The organism is Pseudoalteromonas sp. bablab_jr011 (assembly GCF_016464045.1).
GTDB classification, from domain to species: Bacteria; Pseudomonadota; Gammaproteobacteria; order Enterobacterales; family Alteromonadaceae; genus Pseudoalteromonas; species Pseudoalteromonas lipolytica.
The window spans coordinates 52,237-65,217 of record NZ_JACDWU010000283.1; the positions used below are offsets into that span (position 1 = coordinate 52,237).

At 42.2% G+C, this 12,981-nt stretch carries 17 protein-coding genes and 1 pseudogene; 4 read left to right on the forward strand and 14 right to left on the reverse strand.

From position 1 onward, the window contains the following. Window positions 1-13: 13 nt before the first annotated feature. The 7 genes from JIG41_RS16425 to JIG41_RS16455 form a co-directional block, all read right to left on the reverse strand. Window positions 14-376, reverse strand: coding sequence for a response regulator (locus tag JIG41_RS16425; protein WP_036973415.1), 363 nt, complete (start codon window positions 374-376; stop codon window positions 14-16). Between the two features lie 9 nt (window positions 377-385). Next, window positions 386-658, reverse strand: coding sequence for a lipid asymmetry maintenance protein MlaB (locus tag JIG41_RS16430; protein WP_036973417.1), 273 nt, complete (start codon window positions 656-658; stop codon window positions 386-388). A gap of 172 nt (window positions 659-830) precedes the next feature. Next, on the reverse strand, window positions 831-1,445 hold the full coding sequence (locus JIG41_RS16435) for an SCO family protein (protein ID WP_182395765.1): 615 nt from the start codon (window positions 1,443-1,445) through the stop codon (window positions 831-833). Beyond that, window positions 1,442-2,350 (reverse strand): heme o synthase, encoded by a 909-nt coding sequence (gene cyoE / locus JIG41_RS16440; RefSeq protein ID WP_036973419.1) that lies wholly within the window; start codon window positions 2,348-2,350, stop codon window positions 1,442-1,444. The genes JIG41_RS16435 and cyoE overlap by 4 nt, the downstream gene beginning before the upstream one ends. A 9-nt stretch (window positions 2,351-2,359) precedes the next feature. After that, window positions 2,360-3,349 (reverse strand): heme A synthase, encoded by a 990-nt coding sequence (locus JIG41_RS16445; protein WP_036973421.1) that lies wholly within the window; start codon window positions 3,347-3,349, stop codon window positions 2,360-2,362. A gap of 21 nt (window positions 3,350-3,370) precedes the next feature. After that, window positions 3,371-3,865 carry a hypothetical protein gene (locus JIG41_RS16450; protein WP_036973422.1) on the reverse strand — a complete coding sequence of 165 codons (495 nt, stop codon included), beginning with the start codon at window positions 3,863-3,865 and terminating at the stop codon, window positions 3,371-3,373. Next, a complete protein-coding gene (locus JIG41_RS16455; protein WP_199525103.1) occupies window positions 3,855-4,595 on the reverse strand; it encodes an SURF1 family protein in 741 nt (246 codons plus the stop codon). Before JIG41_RS16455 ends, JIG41_RS16450 begins: the two co-directional genes overlap by 11 nt. A 14-nt stretch (window positions 4,596-4,609) precedes the next feature. Between JIG41_RS16455 and JIG41_RS16460 the strand changes: the two genes are divergently transcribed. Continuing rightward, window positions 4,610-4,921: a DUF2909 domain-containing protein gene (locus JIG41_RS16460; protein WP_075594307.1), complete on the forward strand. Its 312-nt coding sequence runs from the start codon at window positions 4,610-4,612 to the stop codon at window positions 4,919-4,921. On the opposite strand, the gene JIG41_RS16465 is transcribed toward JIG41_RS16460, so the two are convergent. The 5 genes from JIG41_RS16465 to lexA all read right to left on the reverse strand — a co-directional run bounded on the left by JIG41_RS16465 (window position 4,821) and on the right by lexA (window position 10,160). Next, complete coding sequence (locus tag JIG41_RS16465) at window positions 4,821-5,696, reverse strand: cytochrome c oxidase subunit 3 (protein ID WP_199525104.1); 876 nt, start codon at window positions 5,694-5,696, stop codon at window positions 4,821-4,823. The two genes, JIG41_RS16460 and JIG41_RS16465, sit on opposite strands and share 101 nt — an antisense overlap. A gap of 35 nt (window positions 5,697-5,731) precedes the next feature. Beyond that, complete coding sequence (locus JIG41_RS16470) at window positions 5,732-6,262, reverse strand: cytochrome c oxidase assembly protein (protein ID WP_036973427.1); 531 nt, start codon at window positions 6,260-6,262, stop codon at window positions 5,732-5,734. Continuing rightward, the gene (gene ctaD / locus JIG41_RS16475) at window positions 6,262-7,857 is read right to left on the reverse strand and encodes a cytochrome c oxidase subunit I (RefSeq protein WP_036973428.1); all 1,596 of its coding nucleotides are present in this window, start codon (window positions 7,855-7,857) and stop codon (window positions 6,262-6,264) included. Before ctaD ends, JIG41_RS16470 begins: the two co-directional genes overlap by 1 nt. Next, window positions 7,857-8,999 carry a cytochrome c oxidase subunit II gene (coxB, locus tag JIG41_RS16480; RefSeq protein ID WP_199525105.1) on the reverse strand — a complete coding sequence of 381 codons (1,143 nt, stop codon included), beginning with the start codon at window positions 8,997-8,999 and terminating at the stop codon, window positions 7,857-7,859. The genes ctaD and coxB overlap by 1 nt, the downstream gene beginning before the upstream one ends. A gap of 543 nt (window positions 9,000-9,542) precedes the next feature. Beyond that, window positions 9,543-10,160 carry a transcriptional repressor LexA gene (lexA, locus tag JIG41_RS16485; protein WP_036973430.1) on the reverse strand — a complete coding sequence of 206 codons (618 nt, stop codon included), beginning with the start codon at window positions 10,158-10,160 and terminating at the stop codon, window positions 9,543-9,545. Between the two features lie 173 nt (window positions 10,161-10,333). Here lexA and JIG41_RS16490 point away from each other — a divergent pair, with 173 nt between their 5' ends. Continuing rightward, window positions 10,334-10,771 carry a PaaI family thioesterase gene (locus tag JIG41_RS16490; protein ID WP_036973431.1) on the forward strand — a complete coding sequence of 146 codons (438 nt, stop codon included), beginning with the start codon at window positions 10,334-10,336 and terminating at the stop codon, window positions 10,769-10,771. A gap of 3 nt (window positions 10,772-10,774) precedes the next feature. On the opposite strand, the gene JIG41_RS16495 is transcribed toward JIG41_RS16490, so the two are convergent. Beyond that, a complete protein-coding gene (locus JIG41_RS16495; RefSeq protein WP_065979420.1) occupies window positions 10,775-11,155 on the reverse strand; it encodes a hypothetical protein in 381 nt (126 codons plus the stop codon). Window positions 11,156-11,302: 147 nt separating this feature from the next. Here JIG41_RS16495 and JIG41_RS16500 point away from each other — a divergent pair, with 147 nt between their 5' ends. Next, on the forward strand, window positions 11,303-12,028 hold the full coding sequence (locus JIG41_RS16500; protein WP_065979421.1) for a hypothetical protein: 726 nt from the start codon (window positions 11,303-11,305) through the stop codon (window positions 12,026-12,028). On the opposite strand, the gene JIG41_RS16505 is transcribed toward JIG41_RS16500, so the two are convergent. Continuing rightward, entirely contained in the window at window positions 12,003-12,356 is a 354-nt protein-coding gene (locus tag JIG41_RS16505) for a VOC family protein (RefSeq protein ID WP_036973434.1), read from the reverse strand. The genes JIG41_RS16500 and JIG41_RS16505 overlap by 26 nt on opposite strands. 114 nt (window positions 12,357-12,470) lie before the next feature. Here JIG41_RS16505 and JIG41_RS16510 point away from each other — a divergent pair. Next, a pseudogene (locus tag JIG41_RS16510) lies at window positions 12,471-12,848 on the forward strand (endonuclease); the annotation flags it as partial. Window positions 12,849-12,981: the final 133 nt, after the last annotated feature.

Sequence of the window (12,981 nt, forward strand, 5' to 3'; positions counted from 1 at the left end):
CCCGCTCCTATTGTTAGCGAATCACTTTTTTTAAAACCGCTAACAATTGCTCAGGATTAAATGGTTTAACAATCCATCCCGTTGCCCCCGCTGCTTTTCCTTCGGATTTTTTATCAAGGCCAGACTCGGTCGTTAGCATCAATAAAGGGGTAAATTTATAGTTTGGTAAACTACGTAATTCACGTATGAGCGTAATACCATCCATCACTGGCATATTCACATCGGATATAACGGCATCGAAACCTTGCTGTTTAGCTATGTTCAACGCCTCACTGCCATCTTTTGCTTCCGTGACTTCAAAGCCTGCTTTTTTTAGCGTAAAACCTACCATTTGTCGCATAGATGCAGAGTCATCAACAGCTAAAATTCTTTTCATAAAAACCTCTTAATTGGTATTCTCAAGTACAAGATAATGACTTAAGCCCAAACTATTTATTGCCTCTTGCAACGGCTTGCTTTCGCCTACCCAAATAATTTTGTGTTGGACTGAAAGCAAATGCTTTTGTAATGAACATAACAGCTGAATTGAGGCCGTATCGGCACGAGTCACCTCACTAATATCAAGGCAAATATCATCGTTTGCTGACAACTCTTGCAACAAATCTTGATGTAGTGATTCGACTTGAGTGATGGCTAATTCAGTAGGAAGCTTCAACATTACTGGCACTTTCCCTGCTTAAAACAATTCATAACAAAAGCTTAGACCGAGTTATTAAAATTGCCATTAATTGAATTAAAAAATTGTAAAATTTTTTAGTAGCTTACATGTTGAAATCAAAAAAGGGAGCAATCGCTCCCTCGAAAATAATCACACTTGTCTATACAGATACTTAGTGATAATAATCTGCAATTTTTTTAAACTCTTCTGTTAACGTACTGGCGTTAATAAGCGGAACATTGCCCTGTTTAAACTCGGGCTTGAAAATTGCGCGTACCGCGCCATCGGGGTCAACCATCACGACTGACGCACTGTGATCAACAGCATATTCTTGCTCATCACTGTCATTAATCGCGTAAATGAGCCCTAAATCTCTAACAAAGGGAAAGAGCTGTTTATGAGGGCCTGATACGGCTAAAAAATCAGGGTTAAAATAATCAATATAGGCTTTGCGTTTTGCGGTGGTATCTCGTTTTGGATCAACCGCTACAAACCACACTTGTACCGTGTAATCTTGGCTCAGCTGCTGTTGCACACTGGTCAATTTAGCCAACGTCATTGGGCAAATATCAGGGCAACTTGTGTAACCTAAAAAGACTAAATTCCAATGACCTTTGAAGCGACTATTATCGGCGGTGTCGCCATGCTGATCAATCAATGTAAATGACTTAACAGGCTTGGCTTGCTGATACACCAGCGCATCCACATCGGGAGGTGATTTTTCGGGGCTACAGCCCGTTAAAAAAAACACCACTCCCAAACAAAGTGCCACTAAAAAACGCGTCATAAAAGCAACCATTTATCAATAAATAAGGCGATAAAGAGTAGCATTAAATGCACAATTGAAAAACGAAATAAGTCCATCGCGGTATCATCTTTCCCACCCAGTTTTAGCTTTAATGCTTTATAAACGAAAATGGCATTTAACGCACTTGCCGCCATTAAGTATATGCCCCCTGACATACCAATTAAATAAGGTAATACACACACCAATGCCAGTAAAACAGAGTAAGCGACCACACATGTTTTACAAAATTCGATACCATGAGTAACGGGTAACATCGGAATTTTTGCGCGCTCATAGTCACTTTTACGCGCAATCGCTAACGCCCAGAAGTGAGGCGGAGTCCAGGTAAAAATAATCATAACAAGTAGCCAAGGCGCTGCCGCCATATGACCCGTTTCAGACACCCACCCTAATAAGGGTGGCATAGCACCGGCCAGCCCCCCTATAACAATATTTTGGGGTGTGGCACGCTTTAAAAAAGAAGTGTAAATAAATGCATAACCCACTAACGCAAAAAGTGTCAGTATCGCCGTTAAGGTGTTTGCCCAAATGATCAACATCATAAAGCCTGCAGTACCAATAGCAGCTGCAAAACTTAAAGCATGTTGCTTGCTCAAACGCCCCTTAGCGACAGGACGGTGGCGAGTACGCGCCATCTTGCTATCAATTTCACTATCAACAACATGATTAATCACCGCAGCAGCGGCTGAGAGTAAACCTATACCCAACAAACTTGCCAATTGAACAAAAAGACCTCGCCCCATATCAGGAGCAAGTGCTAAACCAACCCATGCGGTGAGAACAAGCATCGCAACGACTTTAAATTTGCTAATCGCAAGATAGTCTTTTAACAACGCATGACCATGAGAAAATATTGATTTTTCAGTACGTAATGTTAAGGCCATTATCGCCTCCTAAGTTCTTGCTTTTAAGTGGAAACATAGTCTAACCATTGTTAATAACAACATGGCTGCCATTAAGTTATGAGCAAGCGCTACGCTTAAAGGGAAATGCCAATGAACAACCGCAAGGCCTAAACAGATTTGACACAGTAAGGCTATTAACACGGTGACCGTGCAATGCTTTATTTTTCGAGAATAAGAGTGCGAATAGATACGCCACATAATGAGTGCCAATACAACACAGGTAACAAGGGCCCAAATACGGTGTAATAAGTGAATAGACATACGTGCCTGCTGCGATAAAACACCATATTCATAAGTACTGTGTTCAAGTGGCAGTTGAAAAACGCTCTTTAACGAGAAAGGTTGAGCATAACTGCACAATGGCAACCCATTGCAGTGCGGTGCCGCATAATTAGCCGCAAGCCACCCTCCTAAGGCAATCTGAAGTATCAGGACGACTAAGCCAATCAAGGCTAATCGGTAATATGGCCGAGCTCCTGCATCCCCACCCACAATGGGTTTTGTGGTTAGCCTCAAGTACAACAAGAACACTAAAGACAAAATACTGAATCCCCCAAGCAAATGCCCCATCACCACTAATGGTTGTAAGTTCATGGTAACGGTCCACATACCTAGCGCGGCTTGAAATACCACTAACAAAAGGAGCAGTAACGTTAACTTAACTGGGGTAGTTGGGTATTGGCGTTTTAACCAAGCCAAAACAAACAAAGCCAAAATAAATAACCCAAGCGCACCGGCAAAATAACGATGGATCATTTCTTTCCACGCTTTTGCCGCTTCAAACATCATATCTGGGTAGTTTTGTTCAACATGTAGTAATGCTGTTTCGTGCTTTGGCACCGTTAAAAACCCATAGCAACCGGGCCAGTCCGGGCAGCCTAAACCTGCATCACTGAGCCGTGTATAAGCCCCCAGTCCAACGACTAACACCGACATAAAACACGTAATTAAGACTAAATATTTATAATTTTTATACATCTTTTGCATCCTTACTGAGCTTTAACTTGAACGCGCATAATTAAGTAGTTTTTTTAGATCTTTCAGTAACCCTTTTTGAATTAATCTGTTTTGTTCTGGCTCATCAGTGTAAGGATAGTGCAGTACCACCAAGCCCATATGATCGACCAAATATAAATCTCCCGCTTTAAGCGCTGAGTTTTCATCTAATTGTCGCCAACTAGTGGCTATATCTTGCTGATTTGTAAGAACGGCAACATCAACCTTTTGCTGATTCTTACCCAAGGCAATATGAAGGTTGTCTAAGCTGGCTAACTGGGCTTCACAAACCGAGTGACAGCTTTTTGGGTAGTTAAGCGCAATCGTCCATGGTTTCGGATCGCCCTGCTGCCAATTTGCAAGCTTTACTTCTGTTTCTAACAGCTCCCCGTAATTACTTGAACCGCTGGGCAGCCAATCAAGTTTCAATGCTGTATACGCTAACGCCAGTGGCACAAAGCAACATAGAGCAAATAAACTAAGTGGATTAACTTTCATTACGTCTCCTTCTCATCGCAAAATAAGCTATAACAACACAGGCCGCACCAATGAGCAGCCACTGCACAGCGTAGGCATAATGCTTGTCTGGCCCCATCACTACACTTTCGTAATGAGGAGTCGCTATGTCATCAGCTGCAAGGCGGTAGGCTAAAAACGGTTGCAGAGGTTGCGCTAGTTGACGACTAAAAATGTCTAAATCAATTGCTTGAATACGCTTAGGCCAGCCAGCTTCAGCGCCAATTTCATCTGCTAGCGTAAAGCCTTGCAGCTGACCTTGTTTGAGTTGCACTGTGGTAGATATGTGTGAAGGTTGAGGCCAATTTACGGTGGGGAGTTGACTACGATCAATCGGTGCCTTCAACCAGCCGAAATTAACAATGACAGGCGCTATATCATCATTAATTTTTACAGCAGCAAGTAGGTCGTATCCTACTTGTCCTTGGTAAATCTGATTATCTAACAGCCAATAACGCTGCGTATTGATGAGCCCATGCAAAGTCAGCTTTAAACCTGTTTTATCAACCTGATTAGGTAATAATTGAAATGCCTGCCAGTCCATTACACCTTGCTGTTCTGACTGCTCAAGCTGGCTTAATTGCTGTTGTTTTTGCTCACCACGTTGATACTGCCACACACTCAGCCGTAAACACACCAGCACCGCAAGTGACACAACGCAAATTGCAATAATTGAGCTAAGCTTTTGTTTACGCCTTAAAATCAACTGCATCTAGGAAACCTAAAATGATAAAAATCATCATTACACTGTTATTGTTATATATCGTGTTTAATCTGTTTCGGGCGCTATTTGTGATGATGTCTACTAAGCAACACTCGCGACCGATGTCTCACTATTTAGGTCGACGAGTGTTTTTCTCTGCCATGGTACTGATCATCATTATTGCGGCATTAAAACTGGGCTTTATTCACACTAACCCATCGCCAATTCATAACGCTACAGCACGTACACAAATACAAATAAACACAACCACACCACGTCAACAAAGTGCCAGTACCAAGCCGCAGCTTGAAAGGCAAAATGCTTTTCACTGGTAAAGTGACCTTTAAAAATTCGCAGCAGTACCACAAATAAAATAATTGTCCCTAAGGTCACATGCATGCCGTGAAAGCCGGTCAGCAAAAAGAAGGTATTGCCATACACTCCCGCATCAAGGGTTAGACCCAAGTCTTGGTATGCATGCATATACTCATAAACTTGCAGAGCCAAAAACACCACACCAAGCAACACAGTGAGTGATAAGAACGTTTTGAGTGCCCCCCGCTTATTGTTTTCTATGGCAACATGCGCAAAGTGGATAGTGACCGATGAAGTTAATAGAATAAGGGTATTAATCAGCGGTAAGCCTTGCCAACCCATTGCTTGTGTTGTCTCTCCCGCAGGGGTTGTCAACAATGGCCATACGGCCTCAAATGAAGGCCAAAGTACCTCGTTGGTCATGGCATTATTCCCCGCACCACCTAACCAAGGTACCGAGATCATGCGGGCGTAAAATAATGCCCCAAAGAACGCCATAAAAAACATCACTTCAGAAAAAATAAACCAACTCATACCTTGTCTGAATGAGCGATCCATTTGTGCTGAATATAAGCCTTTGTGCGACTCTTCAATCACGTTTTTAAACCAACTAAAAACCATATATATGAGGATCGCAATACCAAGATATAAGACGAACTGACCACTGCTTCCTTCGCCGTTTACTTGCATTACAGTGAGGCCTGCGCCTACTGCAATTAAAAACATTGCGACAGCCCCAACAATTGGCCAAGGACTCTCGGCTGGCACATAATATTTTTCGTAATTTTGATTCATTTTGTTTGCTCCTAATTAGCAATTAGCTTGGCGGCTTAATCGTTCTTGGCCACAACTTGCCCGCTAATATCAAACACGGTGTACGACAATGTTAGCTCTTCCACGTCATCGGGTAGTTCAGTATCAACATAAAACAGTAAAGTGAATTCCACTTCTTCTCCTGCTTTTAACGGCTGTTGATCAAAACAAAAACAAGCAATTTTATGTAGATACTTTGCTGCTTTACCGGGTGAAACACTTGGGATAGCTTGCATTACCTTGTCAGTATTACTGGTATTTTTAGCACTAAACTTAACTTCTCGCATGGCGCCTGGCTGCACAGCGACGCTGTACTGCTCAGACTCCACTTTGAATGGGGCGCCACTTTGCGCATGAGTTGTAAAACTCACATCAACCTGACGTTCAGTATTTACATGCTCACTGACTTTGGCTTGTTCAAGTGAGGGTTTACCATTGAGGCCCGTAACATCACAAAACACGTCATAAAGCGGCACCAATGCGAAGGCAAATGCAAACATAGCTAAACATGCTAACAACAGCTTTTTAAGCAAAGGTGCGTGATTCATTACTTAATCTCCGGTGGCGTCTCAAAGGTGTGATACGGTGCTGGTGAGTCAACTTCCCACTCCAATCCTTCAGCGCCATCCCATACTTTAGCGGGGGCTTTTTCGCCGCCTCTGGCACACTTAAAGACCACTAAAACAAACAGCAGTTGCGATAAACCAAACGCAAACCCACCGATACTGATGATGGCATTGAAATCAGCAAATTGAAGTGCGTAATCTGGAATACGGCGGGGCATACCTGCAAGCCCCACAAAGTGCATTGGGAAAAACAGCACGTTAACGCTTACAAGCGATAACCAAAAGTGCCATTTAGCCAAGGTCTCGTTATACATATTGCCCGTCCACTTCGGCAGCCAATAATAGGCCCCAGCCATAATGGAGAACACAGCACCTGTAACTAATACATAATGGAAGTGGGCAACCACAAAGTAGGTGTCATGATACTGAAAATCGGCCGGTGTAATAGCAAGCATAAGCCCCGAAAAACCACCTAACGTAAATAACACAATAAAGGCGATTGCAAACATCATGGGTATTTCAAAGCTAATAGAGCCTCGCCACATTGTTGCCACCCAGTTAAACACTTTTACCCCAGTTGGCACCGAAATCAGCATCGTCGCGTACATAAAGAACAATTCGCCAGCAACCGGCATACCTGTCGTAAACATGTGGTGTGCCCAAACAATAAAGCTTAAGAGTGCTATTGATGAGGTTGCATACACCATGGACGCATAGCCGAATAATTTTTTGCGCGAAAAGGTCGGCACAATCGTTGAGATAATACCGAACGCCGGTAAGATCATAATGTAGACTTCAGGGTGACCAAAGAACCAGAAAATATGCTGGAACATCACCGGATCTCCGCCACCAGCAGCATCAAAAAAGCTGGTCGCAAAGTACTTATCGGTCAATACCATTGTCACGGCACCTGCCAGCACGGGCATAACAGCAATCAGTAAGAAAGCCGTGATCAGCCACGTCCATACAAATAGAGGCAGTTTCATCCATGTCATACCCGGCGCTCTAAGGTTTACAATTGTCACAATGACATTGATAGCGCCCATAATTGAGCTAATACCCATAATATGCACTGCAAACACAAACAGCGCGGTATTATCGTTACTGTAAGTCGTTGAAAGCGGTGCATAGAACGTCCAACCAAAAGCGGGACCACCACCGGGCATAAGCAGCGATGCCAATAAAATAAGGAAGGCAAAAGGTAAAATCCAAAAGCTCCAGTTGTTCATTCGTGGTAAGGCCATATCTGGCGCACCTATCATCATAGGTACCATCCAGTTTGCAAGCCCTGTAAAGGCGGGCATCACAGCCCCAAATACCATGATCAACCCATGTACTGTGGTCATTTGGTTAAAAAAGTGAGGATCAACCAATTGTAAACCAGGTTGGAATAATTCAGCACGGATCACCATAGCCATGGCGCCGCCAATTAAAAACATCGTCAACGAGAAGATCAGGTACAAACTACCTATGTCTTTATGGTTGGTTGTATATAACCAACGCTTGAAACCTTTCGCTGGATGATGGTGGTCGTGATGCGCATGCTCAGTGGCTTGCTCATTAATAACGTTACTCATTAGTTCGCCTCCGCTGCTGCATCAATTGCTGCTTGAATCTGACTCGGTTGAATGACATCACCGGTATTGTTACCCCACGCATTGCGTTTATAAGTGATGACTGCTGCAAGTTGTTTTATTGAAAGCTGTTTATCAAACGCTTGCATCGCTGTACCTGGCTTACCATGTAAAACAATATCAATATGATCGTTCACATCGCCCAACACGATTGGGCTGCCTTTTAAGGCTGGAAATACACCCGGCAATCCCATGCCAGTGGGCTGATGGCAGGCTGCGCAGCTGGCCATATAGACTTGTTCGCCTAAAACAACTAATTCATCTTTCGAAAGAGTTTGATCAAGTAATGCGGCATCTGCAGCAGCGGCTTGTTCTTTCGCTTGTTTTGCGTCTGCAAGCCAAGTCGCAAACTCATCTTCTGGCAATGCCTCAACAACCACCGGCATAAAACCATGGTCTTTACCACATAACTCTGCGCATTGACCGCGGTACATACCGGGCTCGTTAATGCGTGTCCATGCTTCATTTATAAAGCCGGGATTGGCATCTTTTTTCACGGCAAAATCAGGAACCCACCAAGAATGTATTACATCATCAGAGGTCATTAAAAAACGTACTTTTTTGTTGATTGGTAACACCAGAGGTTTGTCGACTTCGAGTAGGTAGTGCTCTGTTTTTTCGGCTTGATTATCTATTTGATCTTTCGGTGTCGCTAAAATCGAATAGAAAGCAATATCTTCTCCCATGTATTCATAGTGCCACTTCCACTGCGACCCTGTTACTTTGACTGTAATATCTGCTTTTGAAGCATCTTCCATGGCAATAAGCGTTTTGGTGGCAGGGATCGCCATAGCGATTAAGATCACAAATGGAATTGCAGTCCAAAGTATCTCAACCTTCGTGCTTTCATGGAATTGGGCAGGCTTTGCTCCTTTAGACTTACGATGATGTATCAAAGCCCAAAACATCACCGCAAATACGATGATGCCAATCACACAACAAATAATAAATATCGTCATATGTAATTCATAAACATTATTACTTATATCAGTGACACCTTTACGCATATTGAATTGGCTATTTGCCAAAGCAAGTTGCGGAAGTGCTACCAATATAAGCCACAAGGTGTAACGCAGTTTACCCATGTGACAGCTCCTTTTATTGCTATTGCAAGACGCAAAGCGAAAAGGCGTTACAGCTGGTGCCCATTCGTTTTTTTTATTGTTTAAATACCCAAACCAATCGATGGTTGATGTGTCATCTGCAAACAGCTTGGGTCTGTGTATCATCACGACGCAATGAACGACACACTCATTGTTTAACCCCCTTACACATTTGTTGTGTGTCTTTTTCGTAAATAGGTGTTAATACAATGTACTTAACCAATTAGTTAAAAAATGAGCAATAAGCAAGTTTTTGTGGTAATAAATGTTTATTTTGGTGCAAAAATAACAACTATAATCAGCGCGTTAATTAATACTTAAGGCAAGTATAAAAACTTAAAAAGAAAGGAAAACTGCGCCGTATAAGGCTTTATGTAGAAAGTAAGGGTTAACAAATCTTAGGTAAACGGTCAAAAACAAACAACGCACCAAATTGAATCAATTTGGTGCGTTGTTTCAAAAAAGTTTAGCAAAGCAGATAAAGAAATTACTCTGCTTGTAACGATTAACGCGTAATATAAAAAGCTACATCCAATCAGCGTTGCGAATAACCCCAACAGCTAAGCCTTCAATATTAAATGACTCATGCTCTAAGTCCACTTCAATCGGGGCAAACTCTTCATTTTCAGCATGCAAAAATACTTTACGTCCTGCTTTTTCTAAACGTTTTACAGTCACATCGTCATCGACACGTGCCACAACAACTTGGCCATTTTCTGCAACTTGCGTTTTGTGTACTGCCAGTAAGTCACCATCCATGATGCCAATGTCTTTCATACTCATGCCGTTAACTCGCAATAAGAAGTCTGCAGCGGGTTTAAACAATGCAGGGTCAACCTGACAATGGCTTTCTACATGCTCTTGCGCCAAAATAGGTTCACCCGCGGCAACACGCCCAATCAGTGGTAAGCCAAGCTGTTCTGGCTCGTCTTCTTCGACTAATTGAATGCCTCGGCTTGCTCCAGGCTTCATTTTAATCATGCCTTTTTTTGCCAGTGCTTTTAGATGCTCTTCAGCGGCATTGGCACTTTTAAATCCCAATGTTTGCGCTATTTCAGCACGCGTAGGTGGCATACCAGTGTCTTTAATAAATACTTTAATAAGTTCTAAAATTTGCGATTGGCGTTTTGTTAATGGGCGCATACAACTGGTTTTCCATACAGTACATTTAACTGTGAGTATATACAGTTATCTGAAAATCGCAAATTTAAATTCCCCTTCCTCTCATGATAAAAAACAAGCATTGAACGGTGGGGATAGATACCATATTGTATACCGATATTTCACTTAAGAAGTTAGTTTGCGAAGGAAACACAATGAGCATTTGGTATCAACCATTCACCCTCGAATTATGTAAAGAACTCGAACAGGGTATTACTGGGCAAGGCACATTAATGAAAACAATGGGCATTGAAATAACCGAAATCGGCGACGATTATTTAGTGGCCACTATGCCCGCTATTCCAGAGCATCATAACCCTATGGGGATGGTCCATGGTGGTGCTAATGTTGTTTTAGCAGAGACTGTAGCAAGTTATGCAGCCAATTTTGTGGTCGACTTCACCGCATATTATGCTGTTGGCCAAGAAATAAATGCCAATCACATTAAAGCCTCTCGAAAAGGCCTCTTAACAGCCACGGCAAAGCCACTGCACTTAGGTAAGCGAACATCTGTATGGGAAATTAAAATAACGAATGCGGCAGGTGAACTATGCTGCGTATCACGAATGACCGCAGCGGTAGTCAAGCGTTAGTGATTAACGCTCAACAGGATAAATAGTAATTTCGAGCCCTGCGCCAATCGCTGAAATACGTAATAAGGTGTCTGCGTGCAGGGCTTGATTAAAACATTTAGGTGAGTCACCCGACTCAAACCCAATATCAAAAGTACGCTTTGAGCAAGACAACCATTGCTTTAATGCATTGCGTGAGCACGACTCTATAAGTTCACATAATTGGTTGATAGCTTTATCTGGTGTGCCGATATCAGCCGCGGCTTCAATACGTGCTAATTGACGGTATTCATCTTGGTCGTAATGTAAAACCATGGCGTTTTTCTTTAAATCAGCTACCAGCGCACTCATATCGTGTTTTGATTCAAGTTCCAGATCTACATTTAAAAATTGAATTTCCGACATACTCTCGTTTTTACCCTCTATTGATATCTCTGAAACTTTAACTCAGTTTTGTACATAAACCAAATTTAGAATACAGTAAATGCTGCAAGAGCGTTGAGTCGCTCTGTCTATACCGCTGCCCAATAAAAAAATAATAAGAGGTAATCAATGAATAAGCGCGTATTTAAATATGCCCGTAAAGGGCATAAGTGGCTGGGTTACTTACTCGCCATACAACTCTTTTTTTGGTTATTAGGGGGCTTAGTAATGAGCTCAATACCCCTTCAAAAAGTACATGGTAAACATTTAGCCAATCGTAGCTTAGATAATCCATTTACCTTGCATGATTACCCCGCTTCTCTTGACCAAATAACCAAACAATTTCAGCAAATTGATAGCATTCAATACCGTCATTTTTTAACCACTCCCATCATCGAAGTGACGACTAATAAAGGCGTGTTTAACTTTGACGGTCAATCAGGTCGTGCTATGAGCACACCAACTAAAACTGAAATTATTGCCAATGCCAATGCACACTTACTCATCAAGGCGGATGTCGCGGGTGCGCAGTTACTAGAAAAAGGAGCGAGAGAAGTCGGTCACCGCTCCAATGTGTGGCAAGTGAGCTATAACGATTGGTTAAATACAACCGTTTATTTAGAAGGCGACTCCGGTAAAGTCATTACTGTTCGTAGCACTTTGTGGCGCATTTTTGACTTTTTCTGGATGCTGCATATCATGGATTATGATGAACGAGAAAATTTCAACAACCCATTACTAATTAGCTTTGCCGCAAGTAGCGTATTATTTTGTATTACGGGCATTATTTTATTACTACAAAATGTCCGTATCAGACGCCGTAAACCGATTACACGTGCTGATCAATCAAAATAGGGTTACCATCAGGGTCGGTGACAATAAAACTGGCATCACCGACCTTTTGTACCGCCAGCCCCTGTTGTTTAAAGTGCGCCTCTAGTTCATCATAAGCACTAAACTCACTTAAAGGTCTCGCACTTTGGTCCCAGCCGGGGTTAAAAGTCAGCATGGTTTTATCAAACATCCCCTGAAACAAACCAATTAAATGTTCACCGTTTTTCATAATCAACCAATTATGCTCTATCTCACCCGCAAACTGAGTAAACCCCAACTTCTCGTAAAATAGCTTTGAAGCATGGATATCTTGTACATTTAAACTCACAGAAAACGCACCCAACCGCATTGTTCAACTCCCATAGACTGTATTTATTAATGACTATAGTTTACTTTTGGCGCGTGCTCTTTTTCTTTTCAGCTCTGCGTTTTACAATAGTGTTTCCAGTAGTTCACTTATGTGATGGATATGCGTTTACTTTTATCAGCAACTTTATGCCTGTTGTTATGCTTTACGGCGTCTGCAGAACAATTTTCAAACTTTTCTAGCGCCAAAAAATACCTTATTAAAACCTTACCCGAAAATGCTAAAAGCTTATATTGCGGGTGTGATATTAAACGCCAAGGAAAAAAACTGGTGCCCGACCCGAGCGTCTGCGGGTACATACCACGTAACGAAATCACTCGCTCTGGTAAAGAAAATGCACGCGCGAAACGAATTGAATGGGAACATATAGTCCCTGCGTGGGAGTTTGGGCACCAATTACAATGTTGGCAAAATGGCGGGCGTAAAAACTGCCGAAAAGTCAGTGAAAAGTTTCGTAAAATGGAGGCTGACATATATGGACGCTCCCTTGAAGTCAAGACGAGCTAATGTATAAACATCAAAATTGATGCCTTTATTTTATTATCATGTATCTCATATCACAGTAATGATGCGTCACAAGCTTGCTGAAAAGCAAAGGTACTGACAT

Excerpts from the sequence above, each read along its gene's own strand:
- cyoE (WP_036973419.1), bottom strand. The coding sequence starts at position 2,350 with ATGGCCTTAACATTACGTACTGAAAAATCAATATTTTCTCATGGTCAT.
- ctaD (WP_036973428.1), bottom strand. The coding sequence starts at position 7,857 with ATGAGTAACGTTATTAATGAGCAAGCCACTGAGCATGCGCATCACGAC.
- JIG41_RS16430 (WP_036973417.1), bottom strand. The coding sequence starts at position 658 with ATGTTGAAGCTTCCTACTGAATTAGCCATCACTCAAGTCGAATCACTA.
- JIG41_RS16470 (WP_036973427.1), bottom strand. The coding sequence starts at position 6,262 with ATGAATCACGCACCTTTGCTTAAAAAGCTGTTGTTAGCATGTTTAGCT.
- JIG41_RS16435 (WP_182395765.1), bottom strand. The coding sequence starts at position 1,445 with ATGACGCGTTTTTTAGTGGCACTTTGTTTGGGAGTGGTGTTTTTTTTA.
- JIG41_RS16465 (WP_199525104.1), bottom strand. The coding sequence starts at position 5,696 with ATGAATCAAAATTACGAAAAATATTATGTGCCAGCCGAGAGTCCTTGG.
- JIG41_RS16425 (WP_036973415.1), bottom strand. The coding sequence starts at position 376 with ATGAAAAGAATTTTAGCTGTTGATGACTCTGCATCTATGCGACAAATG.
- JIG41_RS16460 (WP_075594307.1), top strand. The coding sequence starts at position 4,610 with ATGATAAAAATCATCATTACACTGTTATTGTTATATATCGTGTTTAAT.
- JIG41_RS16455 (WP_199525103.1), bottom strand. The coding sequence starts at position 4,595 with ATGCAGTTGATTTTAAGGCGTAAACAAAAGCTTAGCTCAATTATTGCA.
- JIG41_RS16445 (WP_036973421.1), bottom strand. The coding sequence starts at position 3,349 with ATGTATAAAAATTATAAATATTTAGTCTTAATTACGTGTTTTATGTCG.
- lexA (WP_036973430.1), bottom strand. The coding sequence starts at position 10,160 with ATGCGCCCATTAACAAAACGCCAATCGCAAATTTTAGAACTTATTAAA.
- JIG41_RS16450 (WP_036973422.1), bottom strand. The coding sequence starts at position 3,865 with ATGAAAGTTAATCCACTTAGTTTATTTGCTCTATGTTGCTTTGTGCCA.
- JIG41_RS16495 (WP_065979420.1), bottom strand. The coding sequence starts at position 11,155 with ATGTCGGAAATTCAATTTTTAAATGTAGATCTGGAACTTGAATCAAAA.
- JIG41_RS16490 (WP_036973431.1), top strand. The coding sequence starts at position 10,334 with ATGAGCATTTGGTATCAACCATTCACCCTCGAATTATGTAAAGAACTC.
- JIG41_RS16500 (WP_065979421.1), top strand. The coding sequence starts at position 11,303 with ATGAATAAGCGCGTATTTAAATATGCCCGTAAAGGGCATAAGTGGCTG.
- coxB (WP_199525105.1), bottom strand. The coding sequence starts at position 8,999 with ATGGGTAAACTGCGTTACACCTTGTGGCTTATATTGGTAGCACTTCCG.
- JIG41_RS16505 (WP_036973434.1), bottom strand. The coding sequence starts at position 12,356 with ATGCGGTTGGGTGCGTTTTCTGTGAGTTTAAATGTACAAGATATCCAT.